This is a genomic window from Borreliella spielmanii (genome assembly GCF_014201705.1).
GTDB lineage: Bacteria > Spirochaetota > Spirochaetia > Borreliales > Borreliaceae > Borreliella > Borreliella spielmanii.
Genome location: NZ_JACHFA010000002.1, coordinates 38,757 through 63,930, shown reverse-complemented (window position 1 = coordinate 63,930; position 25,174 = coordinate 38,757). Strand labels below are relative to the sequence as shown.

The 25,174-nt window shown below is 28.8% G+C and carries 23 protein-coding genes; 7 read left to right on the top strand and 16 right to left on the bottom strand.

Features of this window, described 5'->3' with window-relative positions; all coding sequences use genetic code 11:
* Positions 1–76: 76 nt before the first annotated feature.
* The gene (mgsA, locus tag HNR35_RS02465) at positions 77–460 is read left to right on the top strand and encodes a methylglyoxal synthase (RefSeq protein WP_183223698.1); all 384 of its coding nucleotides are present in this window, start codon (positions 77–79) and stop codon (positions 458–460) included.
* A gap of 42 nt (positions 461–502) precedes the next feature.
* Here mgsA and p22 read toward each other — a convergent pair whose 3' ends face one another.
* Positions 503–1,090: a lipoprotein P22 gene (gene p22, locus HNR35_RS02460; RefSeq protein WP_006433609.1), complete on the bottom strand. Its 588-nt coding sequence runs from the start codon at positions 1,088–1,090 to the stop codon at positions 503–505.
* 126 nt (positions 1,091–1,216) lie between these two features.
* Between p22 and HNR35_RS02455 the strand changes: the two genes are divergently transcribed.
* Both HNR35_RS02455 and HNR35_RS02450 read left to right on the top strand, forming a co-directional pair.
* Positions 1,217–2,593, top strand: a complete 1,377-nt coding sequence (locus HNR35_RS02455) for an aminopeptidase (protein WP_006433495.1) — start codon at positions 1,217–1,219, stop codon at positions 2,591–2,593.
* A gap of 7 nt (positions 2,594–2,600) precedes the next feature.
* On the top strand, positions 2,601–2,879 hold the full coding sequence (locus tag HNR35_RS02450; RefSeq protein WP_006433639.1) for a PTS sugar transporter subunit IIB: 279 nt from the start codon (positions 2,601–2,603) through the stop codon (positions 2,877–2,879).
* A 28-nt stretch (positions 2,880–2,907) separates the two neighbouring features.
* Here HNR35_RS02450 and HNR35_RS02445 read toward each other — a convergent pair whose 3' ends face one another.
* From HNR35_RS02445 to HNR35_RS02420, 6 genes are read right to left on the bottom strand one after another with little or no spacing between them, the layout of a single operon-like run.
* Complete coding sequence (locus tag HNR35_RS02445) at positions 2,908–3,963, bottom strand: NAD(P)H-dependent glycerol-3-phosphate dehydrogenase (RefSeq protein WP_183223696.1); 1,056 nt, start codon at positions 3,961–3,963, stop codon at positions 2,908–2,910.
* A gap of 17 nt (positions 3,964–3,980) precedes the next feature.
* A complete protein-coding gene (locus HNR35_RS02440; protein ID WP_183223694.1) occupies positions 3,981–6,275 on the bottom strand; it encodes an AAA family ATPase in 2,295 nt (764 codons plus the stop codon).
* Between the two features lie 10 nt (positions 6,276–6,285).
* Positions 6,286–7,503 carry a tyrosine--tRNA ligase gene (gene tyrS / locus HNR35_RS02435; protein ID WP_183223692.1) on the bottom strand — a complete coding sequence of 406 codons (1,218 nt, stop codon included), beginning with the start codon at positions 7,501–7,503 and terminating at the stop codon, positions 6,286–6,288.
* A complete protein-coding gene (locus HNR35_RS02430) occupies positions 7,500–8,837 on the bottom strand; it encodes a glycine--tRNA ligase (RefSeq protein WP_183223690.1) in 1,338 nt (445 codons plus the stop codon). Before HNR35_RS02430 ends, tyrS begins: the two co-directional genes overlap by 4 nt.
* 10 nt (positions 8,838–8,847) lie before the next feature.
* Positions 8,848–10,323 carry a glutamate--tRNA ligase gene (gltX, locus tag HNR35_RS02425; RefSeq protein ID WP_183223688.1) on the bottom strand — a complete coding sequence of 492 codons (1,476 nt, stop codon included), beginning with the start codon at positions 10,321–10,323 and terminating at the stop codon, positions 8,848–8,850.
* 12 nt (positions 10,324–10,335) lie between these two features.
* Positions 10,336–11,103, bottom strand: coding sequence for a hypothetical protein (locus HNR35_RS02420; protein ID WP_006433587.1), 768 nt, complete (start codon positions 11,101–11,103; stop codon positions 10,336–10,338).
* A 129-nt stretch (positions 11,104–11,232) separates the two neighbouring features.
* Between HNR35_RS02420 and pdeB the strand changes: the two genes are divergently transcribed.
* From pdeB to HNR35_RS02400, 4 genes are read left to right on the top strand one after another with little or no spacing between them, the layout of a single operon-like run.
* Entirely contained in the window at positions 11,233–12,369 is a 1,137-nt protein-coding gene (pdeB, locus tag HNR35_RS02415; protein ID WP_183223686.1) for a cyclic di-GMP phosphodiesterase PdeB, read from the top strand.
* Between the two features lie 21 nt (positions 12,370–12,390).
* Positions 12,391–13,104, top strand: a complete 714-nt coding sequence (locus tag HNR35_RS02410; protein ID WP_183223685.1) for a 5'-methylthioadenosine/adenosylhomocysteine nucleosidase — start codon at positions 12,391–12,393, stop codon at positions 13,102–13,104.
* Entirely contained in the window at positions 13,101–14,279 is a 1,179-nt protein-coding gene (metK, locus tag HNR35_RS02405) for a methionine adenosyltransferase (protein WP_183223682.1), read from the top strand. Before HNR35_RS02410 ends, metK begins: the two co-directional genes overlap by 4 nt.
* A complete protein-coding gene (locus HNR35_RS02400) occupies positions 14,276–14,749 on the top strand; it encodes an S-ribosylhomocysteine lyase (RefSeq protein ID WP_004790298.1) in 474 nt (157 codons plus the stop codon). Before metK ends, HNR35_RS02400 begins: the two co-directional genes overlap by 4 nt.
* Positions 14,750–14,759: 10 nt before the next feature.
* Here the strand turns inward: HNR35_RS02400 and HNR35_RS02395 are convergent, their stop codons facing one another.
* The 9 genes from HNR35_RS02395 to bmpD form a co-directional block, all read right to left on the bottom strand.
* Entirely contained in the window at positions 14,760–15,422 is a 663-nt protein-coding gene (locus HNR35_RS02395) for a hypothetical protein (protein ID WP_183223680.1), read from the bottom strand.
* 27 nt (positions 15,423–15,449) lie between these two features.
* On the bottom strand, positions 15,450–15,869 hold the full coding sequence (locus HNR35_RS02390; protein WP_183223678.1) for an HIT family protein: 420 nt from the start codon (positions 15,867–15,869) through the stop codon (positions 15,450–15,452).
* Positions 15,870–15,919: 50 nt separating this feature from the next.
* Positions 15,920–17,284: a magnesium transporter gene (gene mgtE / locus HNR35_RS02385; protein ID WP_006433645.1), complete on the bottom strand. Its 1,365-nt coding sequence runs from the start codon at positions 17,282–17,284 to the stop codon at positions 15,920–15,922.
* 54 nt (positions 17,285–17,338) lie between these two features.
* Positions 17,339–18,763, bottom strand: a complete 1,425-nt coding sequence (locus HNR35_RS02380; protein WP_006433422.1) for an MGH1-like glycoside hydrolase domain-containing protein — start codon at positions 18,761–18,763, stop codon at positions 17,339–17,341.
* A 115-nt stretch (positions 18,764–18,878) separates the two neighbouring features.
* A complete protein-coding gene (bmpB, locus tag HNR35_RS02375; RefSeq protein WP_183223676.1) occupies positions 18,879–19,904 on the bottom strand; it encodes a nucleoside ABC transporter substrate-binding protein BmpB in 1,026 nt (341 codons plus the stop codon).
* An 81-nt stretch (positions 19,905–19,985) separates the two neighbouring features.
* Entirely contained in the window at positions 19,986–21,005 is a 1,020-nt protein-coding gene (gene bmpA, locus HNR35_RS02370; protein ID WP_183223674.1) for a nucleoside ABC transporter substrate-binding protein BmpA, read from the bottom strand.
* A gap of 655 nt (positions 21,006–21,660) precedes the next feature.
* A complete protein-coding gene (gene bmpA / locus HNR35_RS02360) occupies positions 21,661–22,680 on the bottom strand; it encodes a nucleoside ABC transporter substrate-binding protein BmpA (RefSeq protein WP_183223672.1) in 1,020 nt (339 codons plus the stop codon).
* A gap of 40 nt (positions 22,681–22,720) precedes the next feature.
* Positions 22,721–23,782, bottom strand: coding sequence for a nucleoside ABC transporter substrate-binding protein BmpC (bmpC, locus tag HNR35_RS02355; RefSeq protein ID WP_183223670.1), 1,062 nt, complete (start codon positions 23,780–23,782; stop codon positions 22,721–22,723).
* A 312-nt stretch (positions 23,783–24,094) separates the two neighbouring features.
* Positions 24,095–25,123, bottom strand: a complete 1,029-nt coding sequence (gene bmpD / locus HNR35_RS02350; protein ID WP_183223668.1) for a nucleoside ABC transporter substrate-binding protein BmpD — start codon at positions 25,121–25,123, stop codon at positions 24,095–24,097.
* Between the last annotated feature and the right edge of the window lie 51 nt (positions 25,124–25,174).

The window sequence follows — 25,174 nt, the reverse complement described above, 5'->3', positions numbered from 1 at the left end:
TCTAAAAATTTGGTCATGAGTATATTTTATTAAATTTCAATAAAAATTATTTTACATTGAAAAAGGAATAAAATTAATGGAAAAAAAAATAGCATTAATTGCACACGATAAAAAAAAGGATGATTTGGTAAATTTTGTCAAACAAAATTATCTCTTCTTATCTAAATTCAAACTTATTGCAACAGGAACAACAGGATCCAGAATCCAACAAGCCACTGATCTTACGGTTGTTAAATATAAATCAGGCCCTATGGGGGGAGATCAGCAAATTGGAGCAGAAATAGCTGAAGGAAATGTCTTAGCTATATTCTTCTTCAGAGATCCCTTAACAAGCCAACCTCACGAACCAGATGTGTCAGCTCTTATTAGGCTTTGTGATGTACATAAAATACCACTTGCAACCAACGTAAAAACAGCAGAAATTTTAATAAAAGGACTTGAAGACTTGATTTCAAAATAGGCTTTAATTTTTATTTAAAGCCTAAAAAATCAAAAATATAAATTAATCCATTATTATAGGTGAAATTTTTTCAACACCATCGATAATATAATTAACAGATTCAAGAAAAGTCTTGGCATCTGAATTATCATCATCAACTGTAATTTCTAATTTTGAATTTTTAATATTAAGATCTTTAAAAGTGCCAATAAGATCACTTTTAGCACCATGCAAATTACTATTTATAATCTTTTTAAAATCAGAGGTAATGCCAACAAAAATAAACGCTTCTTTTCCATAGATACTAATTGGAGCTTCTCCTGCATAAATATTATCATAACGATAAACTATTAACTTTGCACCCTCTTTTGAAGGTATTGTTTCAAAGTAACCATCTTTTTCAGAAAAATAAAAGACCTTTATATTTTCTCCTAAACTTTTTCTATCATTTTTTGAATGAACTACCCCCATAGCATGAAAAACATGCCCAATAGTATGTTCATCTATTTTAGAAGCATCATCAAGTTTAGAAGAGTTATCCACTTCTTGTTCTTCAACATATTCATTTGAGCTATCTTTTGAAGTACACGCAATTATTAAAAAAAATAAAAATCCTATTAAATAGTTTTTTAAAACCCCATTTTTATACATAAAAATTCTCCCTTATATTTATTCATAAATATTATTAAAATTAAAGGTAAGTTTACAATAAATAATTTATTTTGTACACACTTTAAAAACAATTAAAATGTTAAAATGAAAGAGGAGGTCTTATTAATGAAAAAACAAAATCCATGGATATCTTTAAGCAAAGAAGAAAAAAATCAAATTTTTAATTTTTCTGAAAGTTACAAAAAATTTATAAGCAAATTTAAAACAGAAAGAGAAGTTATATCGTATGCCTTAGATAGAGCAAAAAAAGGCGGGTTTCTTAACGCTGAAGAGAAAAAAAATTTAATGCCGGGCGATAAAATTTTTTATACCTGTAGAGAAAAATCTGCTGCTTTTGTTATTATTGGCAAAAATCCTATTGAAAATGGAATGAATTTAATTGTTTCTCACACAGATTCGCCAAGACTTGATGCAAAACCCTCACCAATCTCTGAAGAAAACGAACTTGCATTTCTTAAAACCAACTATTATGGAGGAATAAAAAAGTACCAATGGTTATCTACACCTCTTTCAATAAGAGGTGTAATATTCTTAAAAAATGGAGAAAGGGTTGAAATCAACATTGGCGATAATGAAAACGATCCTATATTTGTAATTCCTGACATTTTGCCCCATCTTGATAGAAAAATACAAAGAAATAAAAAATCAGATGAAATTGTTGAAGGAGAAAATCTAAAAATTTTAATTGGAAGCCTTCCAATCGAAACAAAAGAAAAAGATAAAGTTAAACTAGCAACTCTGCAGCTAATAAAAGAAAAATATAAAATAGAAGAAGAAGATTTCGTATCATCAGAAATTGAAATAGTACCCGCAGGAACAGCAAAAGACGTTGGATTTGATAAGGCTTTAATTGGTGCTTACGGACAAGATGACAAAATATGCGCTTACACTTCACTAGAATCCATATTTGATCTTGAAGAAACTCCAAACAAAACAGCTATTTGTTTTCTTGTGGATAAAGAAGAAATTGGCTCAACAGGCTCAACTGGATTAGACTCAAGATATCTTGAATATTTTGTTTCTGATATGATCTTTAAAATTAAAAAATCAGAATACAATAATCTTCACGTTCAAAAAGCTTTATGGAATTCAAAAAGCATTTCTGCTGATGTTTGTGCAGCAATAAATCCATTATTTAGCTCAGTTCATGACGAACAAAATGCTCCTAAACTTGGCTATGGTATACCTATAATGAAATACACAGGACATGGTGGAAAAAGCATGGCCAGCGATGCTGATGCAGAGCTTGTTTCTTATATTAGGCAATTATTAAATAAAAACAATATAGCCTGGCAAGTAGCAACACTTGGAAAAGTAGAAGAAGGAGGAGGCGGAACTGTTGCTAAATTCTTAGCTGGATATGGAATAAGAACAATAGATATGGGACCTGCTGTTATAAGCATGCATTCTCCAATGGAAATAACTTCTAAATTTGATATATACAATGCTTACTTAGCATACAAAGCTTTCTACAAGGAATAAAATTACTATGGTAGATTCAGAAAAAACAAATAAAATCAAAGTAGCAGAGCATATTGTAGAATGCTTTGGAGGAATTAAAAATATTAAAAATATAAACAAAGACATAACTAGAATAAAAATTCTAGTAGATAGTAATTCTTTAGTCAAAAGAGACGATTTAACAAAAAATGACAACATAATAGGAACTATTAAATCTAATGAACTTACAGAAGTTGTAATGAATTTTGAAATAATCGAAGATGTTTATAATAAAATTTTATATATGATGAATGATCAAAAACAATAAAGCCTCTACAGAGGCTTTATTTTATTGTCTAATACCTTCCTCTCATATACTCAATAACAGATTCAGACCCCAGCTCTTTATTTAAAATTTTATATATAACACTTAACAAGCTATTAGGATTGAGATCACGATTTAATTCTTTTAAAAGAGAAAAAATTGATTTAGCAGCCAGAACTCCTTCTGGTAAATATCCAATTTTTTCAATATTATTTATCAAATCATCTATACTAAAAAAACTTCCTAAAATGTTTTTACTAACAATTTCATTACCAAATCGTCTATTTCTTCCAAACATGCTTCTACAAGTAACATCTAAATCGCCAGAACCAGACAAAAATAAAAATGTTTCAATATTTCTTCCCCCAAGCTCAATTGCAATATCCTTTATATCATTTAAAGATATTGAAAATAAAAATGATTCTGTATTACTCCCTATTAAATTAGGATAATTCAATTTATACGCATCTAAAATTCCAAATGCAATTGCAAATACATTTTTTAATGCCGCTGCTATTTGTACCCCAAAAATATCATTACTATAAAACAAAGAAATTGGGGTTTGAGCAAATAAATTAATAAACAAATATGCATTTTCTTTGTTATTGCTAGCCGCAACAAGTCCTGTTATCACACCAAGTCCAACTTCCTCAGCATGACTTGGACCAACAATATAAGTAATTTTATCTTTATATCCTTTCATAACTCTCTCAGCAGCTTCAACAAGCGTCTGAGTTTTCCCATTAAAAGTAACAAACCCTTTTGTAAGTATTGCTAATTTTGGCTTTACCTCTAAAGAATTAAAAAATTCATCCAATTTTTTCAAAATATCAACAGTAAAAAGAGACGGCGTTACAATGAAAATATAATCAGACATCGATACAACTTCAAACAAATCTGAACTTGCAACTAAATTTTTTGGCAATTTAATTCCTTTTAAATATTTATCATTAATATTATCATTATTAATACTATTCTTAACATCTTCTTCAAAAGACCATAAAAAAATATTAAAATCAAATTTATCTGCCAAAGACTTCGCAATAGCTGTTCCCCAAGCACCCGCTCCTATTACTGATATTTTCATAAATACTCCCTATAACCTTATAAAAACTCATATTTTATTGTTTCATCTAAATAGATTTTTATTTTACCAGAATTTTCAATTTTCTTAAAAAGAATTTCGTCTATTAAAAGCTTCCCCACTTCTTTGAATATAAATTTTTTAACACTTTTCAATCCGTAACCCTTTCCATAAATCTTTTCCCGAATATAATCAACAACACTTTTTTCAAAAAAAATATCAAACTTTCTATCTCTCAATATTCTAGCAAAACGATTAAGCTCATTAAAAATGATTTTTTCAAAATCTAACTCATCAATAGATTTAAATACAAACATACAATCTATTAACTCTAAAAATTCATTAGAAAATCTCTTCTCTAATATAAGATTAAAATCATTTCCATCTGTCGATTTATTTTTAAAGCCGATACTATTAAGCTCATTACTCTCAACATTGACACTTATTACTATTAAACTTTCCGATAAGCTTACCTTTTTCCCAAGACCATCAAAAAGTTTGCCAGTTTTAAACCCTTCTAAAAAAAATTCTAAAACCCTTTTATTACATTTATCAAAATCTGACAGGAAAATAATAGAATTAGAAGATTTATTCAAAAATTTGAAAAATCTAGTAGATTCATAATACCCATCATTACTTAAAACAGGACCAATTAATCTATCAAAAGAATTAAAATCACTATACTCACTCATATTAATATTAAATTTCGGAATTTTAAGCTCTTCTGATAAGATATCAGTCAATTTGCATTTTCCCACTCCAGAAGCACCAATAAAGGCAAATATACCAATAGTGCTTCTATTGGTAAGTAAATTAAATTTTAATAATTTTAAATTTAATATCAAATCAAATACCAAACTATCATCTATAATAAGTTCTTTTTTTATTCTATTTTCTAAATTAATTAGCAATTCGCTATTATACTCTTCAAAATTAAAAATATTAGAGCCAACAATAGACTTAATTAGATCACAAACATCGTCTTTTGTTATGACCCTTTTTATGTTTTCAAGCTTAAACTTAGAACCCAGTTCATCTAAAATATCAAAAGCTTTGTCTGGAAGAAATCTATCTTTAATATATTTTTGAGACATAATAATACAAGCTTGTATTGCTTCATCTGTATATTCCACATTGTGATGTCTCTCATAATCTTTTTTAATTTCCTGTAAAATATTATAGGTGTCCTCAAAATTAGGCTCTTTAAGCTCTATGCTCTGAAACCTTCTCATTAAAGCCTTATCTTTTAAAAAAAATTTTCTATATTCATATTCTGTAGTAGCTCCAATAAATTTAATTTTCCCCAAAGTAAGAATGGGCTTTAATAAATTAGAAATATCCATACTGCCAAATGAAGTGGCTCCTGCCCCTACTATCATATGGATCTCATCAATAAAAAGTATGACTTTTTTTCTTGAGTTTAAAAAATCTAAAACCCTGTTCATTCTACTCTCAAGATCTCCCCTATATTTAGTCCCCGAAATAAGCCTACCAATATCAAGAGAATAGATTTCATATCCTATTAAATCTTTTGGAACATTCTCCGTTTTTATTTTATATGCAAGACCTTGGATTAATACTGTTTTTCCAACACCAGGTTCTCCAAATAAAATAGGGTTACTTTTATGCTTCCTAAGTATTACCTGAATCAACCGAGACAACTCTTGATTTCTACCAATTAAAGGATTGTAATTTAAATCTAAAGAATCAATAACGTTTGTTAAAAAATTACCAACAGAATCTTTATTTTCTAAGAAAATGTTATTTCGATCCAACTTATCACGATTATCATCAAAAATATGAAAGCCTCCTTTACTTTTTGGCGCATTATTATGAATATATTCTGCAATTAATTCACTATCATAACCTGAATTGGATTTAGTATTTAAAGCTAAATAATCATGAACTTCAATAAGTTTGTCAAAAATAGTCAAATTAAAACCAGAGTTAAGTAACGTATCTAAAATGCTATTTTTTCTTTTTCTGACAAGCACCCATAATAAATCTTTTTCTTGTATTTTATAAGGTTTTTTATAAAAAAAAAGAGCACTGATTATGTCCTCATACAAATAATCCATACTAGAAATATAATCTGGGATATATTTGTCTCTTAAGGGAAGTTTGCTAAAAAATTCTTCTAACTGTTTATTAAGTTTATAAAAGTCAATTGTACATAAATCAAGCAGTTCTTTGATTTTATGACTTTTAATCAACCCATAAAAAATGTGCTCTTCTGTAAAAACAAGATGCTTAGACTCCATAAAAAACAAAAATGTGTTAAAAAACAAACAATTTAAAGCTCTTCGGTCATACATTCAAAATCAACTATAAAACAATTCGTAAAATTTTTTTTTTGCCCACTCTTAATTCAATTTCATTGTTATTAAAATCTTCTCTAGTAAGACAATGGCTTGGATTTTCTACCCTTTTACCATTGATATAAACCCCTCCAGAATTAATTAATCTTCTGCCTTCTGACTTGCTAGGCACAATCTTTGAATCTAGCATTAAATCAATCAATAATACCACCTCTTCTAAGCTAGAAAAGCTAAATTTAAAAAATGGAATATTACTTCTATCTCCTTTCCCTCTAAATGCAGCAAAAGATGCCTCTTGAACTTTCAAAGCTTCTGCTTCTCCATGAACAATTTTAGTTATCTCAAAAGCTAAAATCTCTTTGGCTTTATTTAAAGAATTCCCGTTAAAATTTGAAATTAATTCAATCTTATCTTCTTCTAAAAAAGTAAAAAGATATAAAAAAGTTTTCACATCAGAATCTGAAGTATTTCTAAAATACTGATAAAAATCATAAATACTGTAAAGACTAGAATCAAGATAAACAGCACCTTTTTCTGATTTACCCATCTTTTTCCCATCACTTCTTGTAATTAATGGAAATGTAAGTCCAAAAGCCTCCACTCCAGCTTTTCTTTTAATCAAGTCAATACCTGAGACAATATTGCCCCATTGATCATCGCCACCAATTTGAAGTCGACAATTTTTAATTTTATTAAGCATATAATAATCATAAGACTGCAAAAGCTGATAATTAAACTCAATAAATGAAAGTCCAAAATCTAACCTTCTTTTATAAGTTTCAAAACTTAACATACGATTAATAGAAAAATGAATGCCAATATCTCTTAAAAATTCAATATAATTGAGATTATCTAACCAATTTGAATTATGAATAAAACATGTTGAACTAAACTTCGTTATTCTTTGAAGTTGATTTTTTATCGAAAAAGCATTATTACTAATCTCTTCTGAAGATAAAATCTTTCTCATCTCACTTTTTCCAGAAGGATCACCTATTTTTGTTGTAGAATCCCCAATTAAAACAATTGGTATATGACCATGTTGCCTGAGATGCATCATCGCTAAAAAAGGAATCAAATGACCAATATGAAGAGAATTAGATGTTGCATCAACTCCTGCATAAAAAACTACTTTTTCTCTATCCATTAGATCACTTAAAACTCTCAAAGACGTACATTGCTTTAAAAATCCACGCTTATGTAAAAGATTTAACGCAGGATTCATTTATTAAAATCCTCTTTGTAATTTAAAATCTCCGTTTTAATGTAAGCATATAAATCATTAATAAAAATTCTCTTCTGGGTCATATTATTTCTTTCTCTAACAGTAACTGTTTCATCCTCAATAGTATTGTAGTCTACCGTTACACAATAAGGAGTTCCTATTTCATCTTGGCGTCTATACCTTTTACCTATTGTTCCACTATCATCGTAAAAAATATGAAAATCATCACAAAGCTCCACATAAATTCTTCTAGCAACCTCAACAAGCTCAACTTTTTTAACAAGAGGAAATATAGCAATCTTATAAGGAGCCAACTTAGGATGTAATCGCAAGACAATACGCCTATCTCCATCTGAGAGCTCCTCCTCAGAATAGGCATCACAGAGGGTCATCAAAACAGATCTAGTAAGCCCCGCAGAAGTTTCAATAACATAAGGCACATATCTCTCTTTTGTTAACAAATCATGATATTCAAATATTTTAGGATTGTTAGAAAATTTAGAGTGTTGAGTTAAATCATAATTACCTCTATTGTGAATACCTTCTACTTCCTGAAATCCAAACGGAAATTCATACTCAATATCAAATGCAGATTTTGCATAATGAGCAAGTTGTGTTGAATCGTGAGCTTTAAATCTTAATTTATTAGGCCTAATTTTAAGAGTTTCTATAAAAAAGTTCATTCTATTTTGCTGCCAATAACAAAACCATTCATCTATTTGCTTAGGATGTACAAAAAACTGCATTTCCATTTGCTCAAACTCACAAGTTCTAAATATAAAATTTTTAGTAACTATCTCATTTCTAAAAGCTTTACCTACCTGGGCAATTCCAAAAGGAATCTTAAGCCTTGAAGAATCCAAAACATTTTTAAAATTAACAAAAATTCCTTGTGCTGTCTCGGGTCTTAAATAAATCTCACTAGAACTGCCCTCTACTACTCCAATATGCGTCTTAAACATTAAATTAAAACTTCTCGGAGACGTAAAATTATTCCCAGCTTTACAATTTGGACAATTTTTTGCTAAATCAACAAAATCAGCTCTAAATCTACTCTTACAATTTTTGCAATCAACCATAGAGTCTGAAAAACCATCAATATGCCCGGATGCTTTCCAAATTTCAGGTCGCATAAAAATAGCGCTGTCTAAACCTACAATATTTTCATGCAAGTAAACCACACTTTTCCACCACTCTCTTTTTATATTTTCTTTAAGCTCAACTCCCAAAGGACCGTAATCCCAAGCTCCTGAAAGACCTCCATAAACTTCTGAAGACTGAAATACAAATCCTTTTCTTTTTGCAAGAGAAATAATATCTTCCATTCTAACCATAAAAACATCCTTAATAACTATTTATTCTTAAAAATTCTTGTGCCAATTTTATTCTTTCAAAAACTTTAAACTTACCTATTAATTTCAAAGAATCAAAAAGTGGTGGAGAAACTTTACTGCCAAGCACTGCAATTCTAATAGGAAGAAGAATTTCTCCCAATTTAAAACCATTATTCTCAGCAAAATCATAAAAAATTTTATCATTCTCCTTTGACGATCTTTTTTCAAATCCTTCTAAAACAGGCTTTATTAATTCTAAAATAGAACAAATCTCCTTGGCTGTTTTTTTTCTACTTAAAAACTCATTTAAATCCCAAGATTTAATGTCCTCATAAAAAAATTTAGTCATATTTAAAGCATCACTTAGTTTTTTAATTCTACTCTTTATAAGAGGCACTAATGATTTTAATTGCTGGCCCTCCTCTAAAGTAATAGGATTAGAAACATACCCCTTTTTTTGGAAAAAAGGAAGTAAAAGATTACATAAATCTTCATCTTTTTTTTCTCTAATATAGTAGCTATTGAAAAAATCTAACTTATGATAATCAAAAATTGCAGGGGATTTATTAATCTTCTCAATTGAAAAAAATTGCTCAAGGTCATCTTTTGAAAAAAATTCTCTCTTATCATCATAAGACCAACCAAGTAAAGTAATATAATTAATAATAGCTTCTGGAAGATACCCATCTTCAATAAACTGCCTTAAAGCTGTTGATCCATGTCTTTTGCTTAATTTTTGGCCATCATTTCCCATAACCATTGGAAGATGGCAATAAATAGGCGGCTTCCATTTAAAAGCCTTATAAAGAAGTGCGTGTAATGGGCCTGAAGAAACCCATTCTTGAGCCCTTAATACATGCGTAATTTTCATTAAATAATCATCAACAACATTTGCAAGATGATAAGTCGGCAGTCCATCTGACTTAAGGATTATAGGATCAGGACTAATGTCCTTATTCGACCATGTAATCTTTCCAAGCAAAATATCCTCAAAGCTAGTGTCCCCTTCTAAAGGAATTTTAAATCTGACAACAGGCTTAATTTTTTTAATTATCGCACTCTCAACTTCCTCATCGCTCAAATTTCTACAATGCCTATCATATCCGGGTGGCATCTTATTAATATTTTGAATTTTCTTAATCCTTTCCAACCTTTCAGGGGTACAATAACAATAATAAGCATGCCCAGATTCAATTAAATATTTAACATATTGCTTATATATTTCACTTCTTTGAGACTGAACATAAGGCGCATAATCACCTCCTACAACAGGCCCTTCATCAAAAGAAATACCAAGCCATTTAAGACTTGAATAAAGGTCATTCTCAGCTTCTGGAAAATATCTGCTCTGATCTGTATCCTCAATTCTAAGTAAAAATTTACCCCCACAAGACTTTGCAAAAAAATAATTAAACAAAGCTGTTCTAATCCCACCAATATGTTGCAAACCCGTTGGAGAAGGCGCATAACGAACTCTTATACTCAAAACACAACTCCTTTAATAAAAAACATCTTTTTTAGAAAAATCATAAATATAATAAAAAACAACAAAAAATAAATTCGAACTAAGTAGCCTTGTATGCTTAGAATCTATCTTATTTTTAAATTTATAATATCGATTCCTAATCTCAATTTTTCTATTTTCAAGCAAATCAAAAGATGTTTTTGATTTTAGTAATAAATAATAGAAATAAAGAGTAAAAATATCATTTTTTAAAAAAAACTTATCTAAAAAATTTACTAACTCTTTTAGCTTTAAATGCTCTTCAAATGACAACATGCTAAGAGCCTCACAATATTTCACCCACTTGTCTCTGCTGCACTTATATTTTAAAATTAAACTGGAAGCCTTTTCTTTTTCTCTAAAACTAATCAAAACAGAATAAAGTTCTATTATTGTTTTATGCCTTAATCTATTGTCTTTTAAATAAAAATAAAGTTCATCAAGACTTTTTTTATCTTGTTTTATTAAAATAAACCTAAGAAGAATAGATATTTCAAAAACACTTTTAAGCTTTTTACGAACCATTTTAAGCTTTAAAAAAGTAAATGTATCTTCCATCCCATTTAAAATAAAATACAATCTTGAAGAAAAATATTGGGAATAAATAATATTAAAAACAACTACTAATAAAAAATAAATTACAATAAATTGGTAATTAAACAAAATAAAGCTTAATTTCATTTGAAATCTTAAAATTGCAAGAAAATAAATAAATAATCCAAGAAATACAATATTAAAGCCTAAGCGTATTTTTTCTACCATAAAAATCTCTTTAAAAAGCTTAATTCAAAAATTGAGATATATATATAATAAATACATTATACTAATAGATAGACAATTAATAAATAATATGATATACATGGTTAATAGAGCTTAATTCCAAGGAAATAAATGCAAAATTTTGAAAGCATTATTAAAAATATAAAAAATTCATCATATTTAATAGACAAGGAATTCTTGGTTTGGCCTGAAAATGCATTTATTGGAGAGAAAAATTTTGAGCTTATTGAAAAATGGAACTTAAAATCATACATTAAAGAGAGAACAAATTTTTTCAGCGATGATTCTGTTAAAAGAGAATATGAAGAAATACATAAAAAATTCAACGAAGAGGCTATTTCTAGTTATCATGTAATAATAAGCAATTTAGAAGAAATTTATGAAAATTGCAAAAGAAATAAAAAAATATATTACCAAGATATTATGCCTACTGTAAAAAAAGTAATGGAATTCTACAAAAAACAGAAAAAAATTTTCATCAAATATTTTAGAATTCCCAAGCTTTCTGCAAACTATCACATTATTCATTCAGTAAACACAGCTCTCTTGACAGTAGCCCTTGGTAATGAAATGGGACTAAATAACTACAAAACAGTAGAACTTTGTAGTATTGCACTTTTACATAAAATAGGATTTCTATTTATCCCATCAAAAATTAGCGAAAAAAAAGAAGCATTAACTGATGAAGAACTAGAAATAATAAAAAAATATCCCATAATAAGCTATAAAGTAGCTTCAACAAGCAATTTGTCAAGATCAATATGTTTAACACTTTTAACACATAAAGAAAATCTAGACGGCACAGGCTATCCTAAAGGATTAACCAGTGACAACATTAGCATAGAATCAAACATAATAGGCGCTGCTAGCGCCTATTCCGCTATCATTTTAGATAAGACATATAAAAAATCTTTTAATTCTGGGGCATCTATTATTGAATTGATTAAAGATGCTGACAAAAAATTTGACAAAAGGGTTTTAAAGTTAATAATCAATGCAATATCTTCTTGCCCTTTAGACTTTATTGTAGAACTTAATGACAATTCTATAGCCAAAATAGTAGACATAGATGATTCTAACCCAAATCTACCATATGTAAGTTATATAATAAAAAATAGAAAAGTTGTAGACAAAAATGAGCCTAGCGTTCAGGCTATACCAAACACAAACACAGGAATAAAAAAAATACTCAATCAAGATGAAATAGAACTAATTAAAAATAAATATTCTTTAACAGATAGTATATAAGACACTTAAAGGAGAAAAAGAATGATTTTGATAATATCAGCTATGCAAGAAGAAGCAGAAGAAATAAATAAAATGATTGATGAAAAAAAAGAAGTTGTATTAAACGACTACTTAGAAAATAAAAAAATTTATAAAGGAAAAATTTTGGGAAAAGATGTAATATCTTTAACTACAGGAATTGGAAAAGTTAACGCAGCTACTTGGAGTAATCAAATCATATCTAAATATAAAATCACTCATATAATAAACTCTGGAAGTTCTGGCGGAATAAAAGAAAACTCTAACCTTAAAATATTAGATATCGTAGTATCCTCACAAGCAGCATACTATGATTTTAACTTAACCAAGTTTGGACACAAACTAGGACAAGTCCCTAATTTACCACAAAAGTTTAACGCAGATGAAGAGTTATTGAAAAAAGCAGTCAACATTATTGACAACAAACTTTTAAACATTGATATACATATCGGCTTAATACTAACAGGAGATCAATTTATTGACAATGAAAAAACTCTTGAAATAATTAAAAATAATTTCAAAGATGCTTTAGCTGTAGATATGGAAGGAGCTGCAATAGCTCAAGTAGCATACATATTTAAAATACCATTCATAATAATTCGTTCAATTTCTGATTTACCAAACAATAAAGACAACCATATAGACTTTAATAAATTTTTAAAAACATCATCAATAAATTCAAGCAAAATGACAAAGGAACTTATTAGGCTAATATGAATAAAATAATAGCAGCTAACCAAACTTTAACTTCTGAGGCTGTATCTGAAGGGCATCCAGATAAAATTGCAGATCAAATCTCTGATGCAATACTTGATGAAATGCTAAAAATAGACAAAAATGCAAAAGTGGCTTGCGAAGTCATAATTGCGCAAAATTTAGTAGTGGTAGCAGGAGAAATAAATAGTCCTGTAAAAAAAGCTATAGATATAAAAGAAATTGCTAAAAACATTATTAAAGACATAGGCTATACAAATATTGATTATGGGCTTGATTACAAAACAATAACAGTAATAGACGCCGTTGGTAATCAATCGCGTGACATCATAAACGCAATTGAAAAAAAAGGGTCTAATGCCCTTGGAGCAGGTGATCAGGGAATAATATTTGGATATGCTTGCGATGAAACAAAAAATTTTTTACCTGCTCCTTATGAACTTGCTAATTCAATTCTAAAACAAGCTAGCAATCTTAGAAAATCGGGAGCAATAAAATGGTTGCGACCCGACTCAAAATCTCAAGTTACTATGGAATACGATAAAAACAGAAGACCTATAAAAATAAAAAATATTGTGGTCTCTCACCAACACCACCCAAATATCTCCAAAAAACTAATGCGACAAACAATAATTGAAGAAATTATCAAGCCTGCCATTCAAGACAAATCAATACTTGATGAAAATACTACTTATTGTATCAATCCTTCTGGAAATTTTGTAATTGGAGGGCCTACCGGAGACACAGGTCTTACAGGGAGAAAAATTATTGCTGATAGTTATGGAGGATTTGCAAGACATGGAGGAGGAGCATACAGCGGTAAAGATGCCACAAAAGTTGACAGATCAGCTGCCTACATGGCAAGATATATCGCAAAAAATATGGTAGCAGCCGGCATTTCTAAAGAATTTGAACTACAACTTGCATATGCAATTGGAATTGAAAACCCAATATCTATTCAAATAACTGCAGGAATAAATGATCCTAAATATGAAAACGAAATATTAAATTTCATTATCAATAACTTCGATTTAACTCCCAACGGTATAATTGAAAAATTAAAACTAAAACAACCCATATATCTTAAAACTTGTACCTATGGTCATTTTGGAAAAAATGAATTTGAATGGGAAAAATTAGATTTTGTAAAAAAAATACAAACGGTGCTAAAAAAATGAAAAAAATAACAAGCTTCACAATAGATCATACAAAATTAAATCCTGGTATATATGTCTCAAGAAAAGATACTTTTGAAAATGTAATATTTACTACAATAGACATTAGAATCAAAGCTCCTAACATCGAACCAATAATTGAAAACGCAGCAATACATACAATAGAGCATATAGGAGCTACTTTACTTAGAAATAATGAGGTTTGGGCCGAAAAAATAGTATATTTCGGTCCCATGGGATGCAGAACTGGGTTTTACTTAATAATTTTTGGAAACTATGAAAGTAAAGATCTTATTGACTTAATATCTTGGCTTTTTTCCGAAATTGTAAATTTTTCAGAGCCTATCCCAGGCGCAAGCCATAAAGAATGCGGGAATTACAAAGAACATAATCTTGATATGGCTAAATATGAATCTTCTAAATATTTACAAATATTAAACAATATCAAAGAAGAAAATTTAAAATATCCTTAGTTAATAAAATTTACAAAATAGAAAGTATCTCGCTGTCATTTCTTGTTGCTACATCAAGCTGAAAAATAAAGCCTAAAGTTATTTTATGCATTTGATTTAAAAATAAAAGTTTGTTATAAAAAATTGGAGAAACTGAATATTCCAAAAAAATAAAATCTATATTAATTCTAGCACCAATGTCTACTCCTAAAACAACATTGCTAAGCAATACCCAATCTCTTGAATCTCTAAAATAGATTTTTGCATCAATATATGAAAATTTTAAACCTGTAAAAAAGATTAAACTAAACATTGGGGTACAAGGTAAAAAGAAATAATTGCCATAAATTCTCATTGATACTGAAATATCTTTTACTATGAAATAATTTAGAGAATGTCTCAAATATGACCGATCATCCAACACAAACATAATCTCTTTGGTGTAAGGGGTATAACTTGGTAAAAATTTAATATCTAAATTAAATTCTCCACCAAATGCAAAATTTTGAGAAACATTAACACCAAGTCCACTGAAAAATTGATATTTAAGCCTTTCATAGAAGAATAAATCTTGAGTAAAGTTATCAACACCAACCCCTACTCCATTGTAAACATTAAGATATCCAGGAATTCCTGAATAAATTCTTAATATATTAAACATAAAAACAAAAAAGAAAAAAAAGCTTCTTCTCATAAAGAATCCCTTTTAGGCAAAATAAAATTAAATATTCATACTTATTTGCGTAGATAACTCTTTAAATTTATCAACTTCAAGACTAAGTTTATTGTCTCTCTTAAAACCAAAACCATCATCTTTAAATCTTGGAATTACATGAAAATGGGTATGAAAAATCTCTTGCCCCGCGCCAGCCCCCAAAGAAGAATGAATATTTATTCCAACACAAATGTTTGAATTTATTTTCTTTAAAGCATTCGAAATTTTTTTACATACTCTTAAAACTCTTTCATTAAATTTATCATCCATATTTGACAAATTCTCACTATGTTCTTTAGGAATAACAAGAGTATGCCCAATAGTTAAAGGATTAATATCTAAAAATGCTAAAACTAAATCATCCTCATAAACCTTATAACTAGGAAGCTCTTTGTTTACTATTTTACAAAAAATGCAATTATACATTTAAAATGTCCTATTATAAAAAAATAACAATTAACATGTTTAAACAAAATTTAAACAACATAACTAACCAAAACCCATTTCGCTATATTAAAATAAGCTATCAAAGTAATAGCATCTGCAATTGTGGTAATTAAAGGACCTGCCATAAGTGCTGGATCTAACTTGAAAATTTTAGCAACAATAGGCAAAAGACCTCCTAATATCTTTGCTACGGTCAAGCTTACCATTAAACAAGATGAAACTACAAACGCTATTTTTAGCTTATCAGAATGCTGTGGGGCTACAAAAAACACAATTCTTAAAAAATTAACACTAGCAAGAATTCCCCCCACCAAAATACTAACACATATTTCCTTTAAAAAAACTTTAAAAAAGTCTTTTACCTTAACAGTACCAAGAGCAAGCTCACGAATTATTAAAGCAGATGCCTGAGAACCAGCATTTCCCGAAGTATCCATTAAAAGGGGAATAAAACTAGCTAAAACCACTAAAGACAACATTAAATTTTGATAATTTGAAATGATTGTCGCTGTAAAAGTAGAAGATACCATAAGAACTAAAAGCCAAATTATCCTATTTTTTGTCATAACCAAAATAGAAGTATCAAGATAAGATGTGTCTAAGGGTTTAACAGCCGCAATCATTTGAAAATCTTCAGTATTTACAGATTGAATAACTTCTAAAATATCATCAATAATAATAACCCCTATCATTCTTCCTTCATTATCAACAACAGGAACACTGGTAATATCATGTTTTTGGAAAAGAAGCGCAACATCCTCTTTCCCATCATTGACCCCCACAATATAAAACCCACTACTTCTCATTATTGATGCCAAAATAACATCATCTTTAGCTAATATTAAATCCTCAATTTTTATAACTCCTTTTAAATGCTTTTCATAATCTGTAATATAATAAGTGTAAATATCTTCTTTGGTTTTAGCCACCCTTCTAATATAGTCAAGAGCTTGACCAACGGTAAAATCTTCTTTAAGTTCAACATATTCAATTGTTACGATCGAACCTGCAGAATCATCATTGTAAGACAAAAATTTATTAATAATTTCTCTATTCTCTTCTGTAGAGCTTGCTAAAAATCTCTGAACAACATTTGCAGGAACTTCTTCTAAAAGATCAATAACGTCATCAAGATTAAGCTCATCAATCATTTCGCTTATTTCTTTATTTGTAAAAGAATTTGCTAATTTGTTTTTTGTAGATTGATCAAAATTGGAAAAAGTTTCAACTGCTATTTTTTTGGGCAAAAATCTGTAAAGTAAAATCAATTCAGATCCATTAAGTCTTTTAAGAGCCTCAGCAATGTCAAAGGAATCATGCTTTAAAAATTTTTCTTTGATTTTAGAATAACTCTTCTCTTTAAGAAAAATTCTCAATTCATCAATATCTATCATTAAAAGGCCTCCAAAAAATTTAAATTTTACAAGACATTTAATGAATCCAATTCATCAAAGCTTATCTAATAACATAGAACATCTTCCCGAAGGGATAGGAAGGGTTTTTTCTTTTTTATTTAATATATTTATTGTAAAATAATAAAGCTTTTCAGATTCCATTTTTATTTCCCAACCTCTTTTACCTTTATTACAAATTATTGTAGTTTGATTCTTTTTAAGAGACAAGCTTTCTATCCCCATAATCTCAAGAGTAGGTATGTTCCAATATACGGTTTTATCAGGCAAACTAATTGTAAGTCCTATAATATTTTCTATCATCAAACTAATACTAAAAAGCGAAAGATAACAAATAAGATCTTTCTCAGTATAAGTTTTTTTATTAGAATCAAAATATGCAGGCCCTTCTTGCATAGGCTTATAAGCTTCCCAAATGTGTCCTTTGATTTTATTAAACGGCATTAAAGTATCTAATATATAATATAAATGTCTTATAGTAAATTCCCTTGCAATATTTGCACGACCACAATATTCAAGGCCTTTGATCACAAAAAAATTCATATAAGTATAAACTGAACCATAATATCCATTACCATCTTCACTAAACCCCGGCTCACTAACAGAAAGCGTTGGGAAAGGATTTGGAGTCCCAAAATGTTTAGTACTTTTTAAATAAAAAATCATTCTTTCTATTCTGTCCTCACTAGGAATCTCTGAAAGCATTGGGAAAAACCCTACTAATGTCTTAATCTCAAGAATATTTTCATTCTCATCAAGATCATAATAAAATCCATCTTTTTCGCTCCACATTAAAGAATTAATTTTAACCTTAAGAGAAAAAAATCGTTTTTTATACTCAAGTGATAAATTTTTATCATTTAAAATGTCTGCTAATTTAGAAATACAATACGCACTATGAACCTGTAATGAATTAAAATCTATAGGATAATGTGCATCTACTCTTGGAGAGTTTTTATAAAAAATTTTATTTACATTAATTGAATAAAGACCATTTTTCTTTAAAAATTTGCTCTCTATCCACTTATAATACTTATCAAGAATTGGCAAAACTTCAGAAATTCTCTTTTTATTTCCCGTTTTATGATATAAATTATATTCAGCCCATGCAAAAATAGGAAATCCAATATTTTCTTCATTCTCATCAAGATCAATAATAGCATTATTATTATCATATCTAGCCCTTATTGCGCCAGATTCTTCCTGTAGTTGATAAAATTTATCAATTGTAGATGTAGATGAATATTCCCCATTACTATAGACAAGGAAAAAGCTTGACATACAAGCTTGCATCTGATCTATATAATTAAAATTCTCTGAATAATAATTTTTATCTTTTTTACCCTTATCAGCAACTTTTTGTAAAATAACCTTGTCTTGAATCCAGGATAAACTTTTATTATAAATATCAATAAAGTCTTGATCATAATAGTAAATTTTGGGAAACATTTTTTTATTCAATGCTAAATCCTCTAAAACAATAGAAATTGTACTTCTATTTATTATAACACAACAAATATAACATAATTAAAAAATCAAAAAACTAGAAAATTAAAATCTTTTTATTTTGAAAAATCTATAACTTTAATATTTGTTTTATAAAAATTTCATATCCTTCCTGATTGTAAGGAACAATAATCTCTTTATTGATTATTTTCCTTTCAAGGACTTTTATGTATTCAAATTCATTTGCATTAGATAAACCAACAACACCATCTCTTAACCCCATTTTAACAATTTTTCCACCTTCCCAAACATTATCATTTTTAAGATATTCACTAGTAATTAAATACAAAGCACCACCAACGTTTTTTATAACAGAAGTAATAAAATTTTTAGGAGCAAGATGCGATTGATCTTGATCAGCTCCAATAACATAATAACCATCACCAAGTTCTTTTGCCGCCTCAATAACACCAACTCCTGCCAAACCAGCTGCAAAATGAATTATATCTATTCCTTTAGAATACATTTTATTAGCCATGACTCTACCAATATTAACATCAGAAAAAGAATTAGAGTATTCACTTACGATCTCTATACCTTTATTAGCATACTTAGCACCAGCTTCATAACCATAACGAAATGCATCTACTATATCACCTTTTACGCCCCCTATAAAACCTATTTTATTAGAAGAACTTTTTTTAGCTGCAATATAGCCAGCTAAAAAAGCGCCTTGCTCTATTTTAAAAACAACACCAATCAAATTTTTAGGAATCTGAACATCACCACCATAAATAGGATCTATTATTCCATACCTAATTTCCGGATTTTCTAATGAAACCGATAAAGAAACGTCCGTAAGCATATACCCCACAAGCCAAATCAACCCCGAGCCATTCATTTTCAAATTATCAAGATCTGAAACATAGCTAGAATAAACTCCAGAAACAGCAGCAGAAAAAACTTCTTCAATACTTTCTGGAAAATCTTTTTTCAAACGCAATAAAGCATTATTGGCACTAGAATTAAAAGACTTATCATCAAGAACACCATCTACTAACATAGATATCTTAATCTTACTTGAACCAGATTCAATTCCATTCTTGCTAAAGCAAGAAGTTAACAAAATTCCAAATATAAAAATTGCAATCCTCATATAGAACGCTTCTCCATTTAAAAAAAACCAATGTGTTTTTATACTTAAAAATAAAATATATAAATTGATTTTTTATTTTATTTAAAGAAATTCTTTAAGAAATTTTTCATAACTTTCTTTATTATATGGAACAATAACTTCTTTATTGATTATTTTACCAGAAAGGCTATCAATTTCTTTTTCAACTTCAAAAGGGATCATCTTGGGATTTCTTACAAACCCTACAACTCCTTCTTTAAGACCATAATTTATTAATTTTCCACCTTCAAAATTATTAGTTTTTAAATAATTAGATGTAAAAAGATTTAAAGATCTACCAACATCTTTAGTTGAAGATGTAATAACATTATTGGGAGCAAGATATGATTGATCCTCATCAACTCCAATAATGTAATGCCCAGAACCAAGTTCTTTTGCGACCTCAATAGCCCCAATTCCTCCAAGACCTGCAGCATGATGAATAATGTCTATCCCATCAGAATACATTTTAGTTGCAACACTTCTACCAGCTTCAATGTCAGCAAAACTACCAATATACTGAGAAAATATCTTTATATCTTTATTAGCATACTTAGCACCAGCCTCATACCCATACCTGAAAGCATCTACTATATCACCTTCTATTCCCCCTAAAAATCCAATTTTACCTGTTTTAGAAACTTTTGAAGCAATATAACCTGTTAAAAATGCTCCTTCTTGAGCTCTAAAAGTCATCCCTACTAAATTTGCAGGAATAGGCTCACTAGAATAAACAGGATCAATAATTGCATATTTCATCTCGGAATTTTGCAAAGAAACAGCCTTGGCAACATCGCTAAATTTATATCCAATAAGCCAAATTAAATTCGAACCCGCATCTTTAAGCCCTTCAAGATCAGATACATAAGAATTTGTTGAAGATTCTTTTAAAACAAGATCAATTTCAAATTCTTCCTTAAGTTTTTTTACACCATTTAAAGCACTCTCATTAAAAGATTTATCATCAAAAGTTCCATCAATTATTAAAGAAACCTTGGGAATTTTATTCTCAAAACCACCCTTATCACTACAAGATAAAAAAATAATACCTTCAAACAAAATAAACAATAATAATTTATTCATAAACTATTCCCCCTTTTTTAAACAAAGCTATATCTAAGTAGTTTATAACTTTGATTTAAATAAATCAAATGCATATTTACTATTAAGAATAATAATTTCTCCATTTAATATTTCATTTTCTAGATTAATAACTTCATCAATTAATCCATTATTTTAAAACATCAAGGTCCTTAACAATTTCTATTACTCCCTCTTTTAACTTTCGATTAATAAAAACTCCACCTTTACCCCCCCCCATTTTTAATATAATCTAATTAAACTAAAACCGAGAAAGAAACATTGGCAAGCATATCCTATAAGCCAAATACAGACAAACCCTTTATTTTAAATTATTAAAATCTGCAACATAGCCAAAATAAACTATAGAGAAAGTAGTAGAAAAAACTTCTTCAATATTTTTTAGAAAACTTTTTTTTAAACAAAATAAAGCCTTATTATCCTAGAATTAAGAGATTTGTCATTAAAAATACTATCTAACATAGATATTTTAATCTTACTTAAACCAATTTCTATTTCACTCCTGCTAAAGCAAGAAATCGAAAAAATGCCAAATATAAAAATCAACCCTTATCCAGATACTTTTCCATTTCCATCACTTAAACAAAACCAATGGGTTTTTATACTTAAAAATAAAACATATAAATTGAATCTTTATTCAAACAAATTCTTTAAGAAATTTTTCATAATTTTCTTTATTATATGGAACAATAACTTCTTTATTAATTATTTTACTAGAAAGACTGTCAATTTCTTTTTCAAGTTCAAAAGAAATCATCTTGGGATTTCTTACAAACCCTACAACTCCTTCCTTAAGGCCATAATTTATTAATTTTCCACCTTCAAAAATATTAGTTTTTAAATAATTAGATATAAAAATATTTAAAGATCTACCAACATCTTTTGTTGCAGATGTGATTACATTGTTGGGAGCAAGATATGATTGATCCTCATCAACTCCAATAATGTAATGTCCAGAACCAAGTTCTTTTGCAACCTCAATAGCCCCAATCCCTGCAAGACTTGCAGCATGATGAATAATATCTATCTCATCAGAATACATTTTAGTTGCAATACTTCTAGCAGCTTCAATGTCAGAAAAACTACCAACAAACTGAGAAAATATCTTTATATCTTTATTAGCATACTTAGCACCAGCCTCATACCCATACCTGAAAGCATTTACTATATCACTCTCTATTCCCCCTAAAAATCCAATTTTACCTGTTTTAGAAACTTTTGCAGCAATATAACCCGTTAAAAACGCTCCTTCTTGAGCTTTAAAAGTCATCCCTACTAAATTTGCAGGAATAGAATCATTAGAATAAACAGGATCAATAATTACATATTTCACCTCAGAATTTTGCAAAGAAACAGCCTTGGCAACATCGCTAAATCTATATCCAACAAGACAAATTAAATTTGAACCCGCATCTTTAAGCCCTTCAAGATCAGATAAATAAGAATTTGTTGAAGATTCTTTTAAAAGAAGCTCAATTTTAAATTCCTCTTTAATTTTTTTTACGCCATTTGAAGCACTTTCATTAAAAGATTTATCATCAAAAGCTCCATCAACTATTAAAGATACCTTAGGAATGCTATTCTCAAGACTACCCTTACCACTACAAGATAAAAAAATAACACCCTCAAACAAAATAAACAATAATAATTTATTCATAAATTACCCCCCTTTTTAAACAAAGCTATATCTAAGTAGCTTATAACTTTGATTTAAATAAATCAAATGCATATTCACTATCAGGAACCACAATTTCTCCATTTATTATTTTATTTTCTAGATTAATAACTTCATAAACTAACCTATTATTTAAAACATCTGGATCTTTAACAATTTCTATTACTCCTTCTTTTAACCCCCGATCAATAACAACTCCACCTTTAAAAACTCCATTTTTAATATAATCTGATGAAACAGAATAAATAACTTTACCGACGTCTTTAAGTATTGAAGTAATAACATTTTGAGGCGCAATATATGATTGATCTTGATTTAAACCAATAACATAATATTTAGGTCCAAGTTCCTTAGCAGCGTCATAAACTCCAAGACTAGTTATACCAGCTATTGGAAAAATAACACCTACTTTATCCTCTTTATACATGAACCGAGCCATTTCTTTGCCTTTCTCTTTATCAAAAAGAGAAGGTGCTTTTTTTGCAACCAATCTTAATTTGGGATTAGCATAAAAAATTCCAGCCTTAAAACCAAACTTAAAATCATTCAAATATTCGCTTGTGGGGCCTGTTAAAAATCCAATCTTTTCCTTTCTACTCATCTTAGCAGCAATATACCCTGCTAAAAATGCAGCCTCTTCATTTCTAAACTTAATAGCCAAGGAATTTTTAGGAACTTGAATATCACCATAATCAAAGGCATCTATAATCCCATAACAAATATCTGGTCGTTCATACGAAAGCTTAACTGATAAACTGGAAAATTGATACCCAATCAACCAAAAAAGATTTAAAGGATTTTTTTGAACCTCATAAGCATCCTCGGTCATTGCTTCATTAACGGTAAGAAGTCTTTTGCCCTCAATAGGGTAAGGCCTTAAAGATTTAGTTATAAGTTTTACTCCAAAATCATCTCTAAGTTTTACAACACCATCATAAACGCTTTGATTATAGCCTTTATCGTAAAAACTACCATTAGCTAAAACACCTATAATAACTTTGTCAGATTTAGAAGACTTTCCATTAGACTTAAAACAAGACAACACTAATAAAAGTAAAGCAATAAAAATAAACCTTTTAAACAAAATCAACCCTCTCCTTACAAAATTTATTTAAAAAATTTAGAATTTTTCAAAAATTAAAACATTAACTTTATTTTACTAACAAGTAATATTCTTAATTTATAAAACAAAAAGCTCAATAAAACTAAAAAACATTGCTTTTAGCATTAATAAAACATGGTGATAAGAAAAATTTTTTCCTACATCACCATAATATCTAAATTTAAACCCTTTTTCAAGATTAATCTTTAAAACTTGAAATAATTAAAAGACTACCTAAAATCTTTTTAAAAAAGTTAAAGTCATATTTTACAAATCAACTCCACATAAATCAAGTTAATTTGCTATTTGCAAAACAAAGTTATCATAAGATGCCTTGTCATAAGGAACTCTTATTATACCGTTCATTATACTTTGCCCAATTTTTAATGATTTATCATAAATTTCAGAATAATCTAACTTTAAGTTTTCATTTAAAACTAACCCAAGTCCATCTTCTTTAAGTCCGAACAACATGGTCTTGCCCCCATCCCAAACTCCGGTTTCTAAATACTTTTTTGTTAAACTATACATTAATGAATCAACCTTCTTTACAGCAGAAATAAGAACATTATTGGGGGCAAGATATGATTGATCCTGATCGACTCCAATAATATAATGATCGGGCCCCAATTCTTTTGCGGCCTCAATTACTCCTATACCAGAAAGTCCTGCAGCTGCAAATATAATATCAACCCCATCCCGATACATATTAGATGCTGTTGATCGACCAAGTCCAAAGTCTCCAAATGTACCAACATATTGAGAAACCACTTTAATATTGGAATTTGCATACTTAGCACCAGCTTCGTATCCATACATAAAAGATTCTAAAACCTCCCCCTTCACTCCTCCAATAAATCCGATCTTACCCGTTTTAGAAGACTTTGAAGCAAAATATCCTGCTAAAAAAGCCACCTCTTCGGATTTAAAATTAATATTAAGAAGATTTTTGGGCATTTGAATTTCATCATTATAAACCCCCTCCATGATTGCATAATTGATAGAAACATTCTCACTAGCTCTTTGTAAAAGAATATCTGACAATCTAAATCCAACTCCCCAAATCAAACTTGAATTACCATCCTCTAAGTTTGCAATATCTCCTAAATAAGAATTACCCGTAGATGATTTTTCAATTATATTTATATTAAAATCTGCCTTTAATTTTTTCATCGCATTAGAAGAACTCTCATTAAACCCTTTATCATCAAAAGCACCATCAACTATAAGCGAAACTGTTTTGGACTCTGACTTACCATCATTAGAACCAGAACAAGCAATAAAAAATAAAAAAATTAAAAAACAATAAACTTTTTTTAACACAAAAATACCCCCTTACTTTTAATAAAATAAATATAAAAAATAGCCCTAATA

Coding starts and splice junctions, on each gene's coding strand:
- HNR35_RS02410 (WP_183223685.1), top strand. CDS start 12,391: ATGATTTTGATAATATCAGCTATGCAAGAAGAAGCAGAAGAAATAAAT.
- HNR35_RS02420 (WP_006433587.1), bottom strand. CDS start 11,103: ATGGTAGAAAAAATACGCTTAGGCTTTAATATTGTATTTCTTGGATTA.
- metK (WP_183223682.1), top strand. CDS start 13,101: ATGAATAAAATAATAGCAGCTAACCAAACTTTAACTTCTGAGGCTGTA.
- tyrS (WP_183223692.1), bottom strand. CDS start 7,503: ATGAATCCTGCGTTAAATCTTTTACATAAGCGTGGATTTTTAAAGCAA.
- pdeB (WP_183223686.1), top strand. CDS start 11,233: ATGCAAAATTTTGAAAGCATTATTAAAAATATAAAAAATTCATCATAT.
- HNR35_RS02430 (WP_183223690.1), bottom strand. CDS start 8,837: ATGGTTAGAATGGAAGATATTATTTCTCTTGCAAAAAGAAAAGGATTT.
- HNR35_RS02450 (WP_006433639.1), top strand. CDS start 2,601: ATGGTAGATTCAGAAAAAACAAATAAAATCAAAGTAGCAGAGCATATT.
- HNR35_RS02440 (WP_183223694.1), bottom strand. CDS start 6,275: ATGTATGACCGAAGAGCTTTAAATTGTTTGTTTTTTAACACATTTTTG.
- mgsA (WP_183223698.1), top strand. CDS start 77: ATGGAAAAAAAAATAGCATTAATTGCACACGATAAAAAAAAGGATGAT.
- p22 (WP_006433609.1), bottom strand. CDS start 1,090: ATGTATAAAAATGGGGTTTTAAAAAACTATTTAATAGGATTTTTATTT.
- HNR35_RS02395 (WP_183223680.1), bottom strand. CDS start 15,422: ATGAGAAGAAGCTTTTTTTTCTTTTTTGTTTTTATGTTTAATATATTA.
- HNR35_RS02390 (WP_183223678.1), bottom strand. CDS start 15,869: ATGTATAATTGCATTTTTTGTAAAATAGTAAACAAAGAGCTTCCTAGT.
- bmpA (WP_183223674.1), bottom strand. CDS start 21,005: ATGAATAAATTATTATTGTTTATTTTGTTTGAAGGTATTATTTTTTTA.
- mgtE (WP_006433645.1), bottom strand. CDS start 17,284: ATGATAGATATTGATGAATTGAGAATTTTTCTTAAAGAGAAGAGTTAT.
- bmpA (WP_183223672.1), bottom strand. CDS start 22,680: ATGAATAAATTATTATTGTTTATTTTGTTTGAGGGTGTTATTTTTTTA.
- HNR35_RS02455 (WP_006433495.1), top strand. CDS start 1,217: ATGAAAAAACAAAATCCATGGATATCTTTAAGCAAAGAAGAAAAAAAT.
- HNR35_RS02445 (WP_183223696.1), bottom strand. CDS start 3,963: ATGAAAATATCAGTAATAGGAGCGGGTGCTTGGGGAACAGCTATTGCG.
- HNR35_RS02400 (WP_004790298.1), top strand. CDS start 14,276: ATGAAAAAAATAACAAGCTTCACAATAGATCATACAAAATTAAATCCT.
- bmpB (WP_183223676.1), bottom strand. CDS start 19,904: ATGAGGATTGCAATTTTTATATTTGGAATTTTGTTAACTTCTTGCTTT.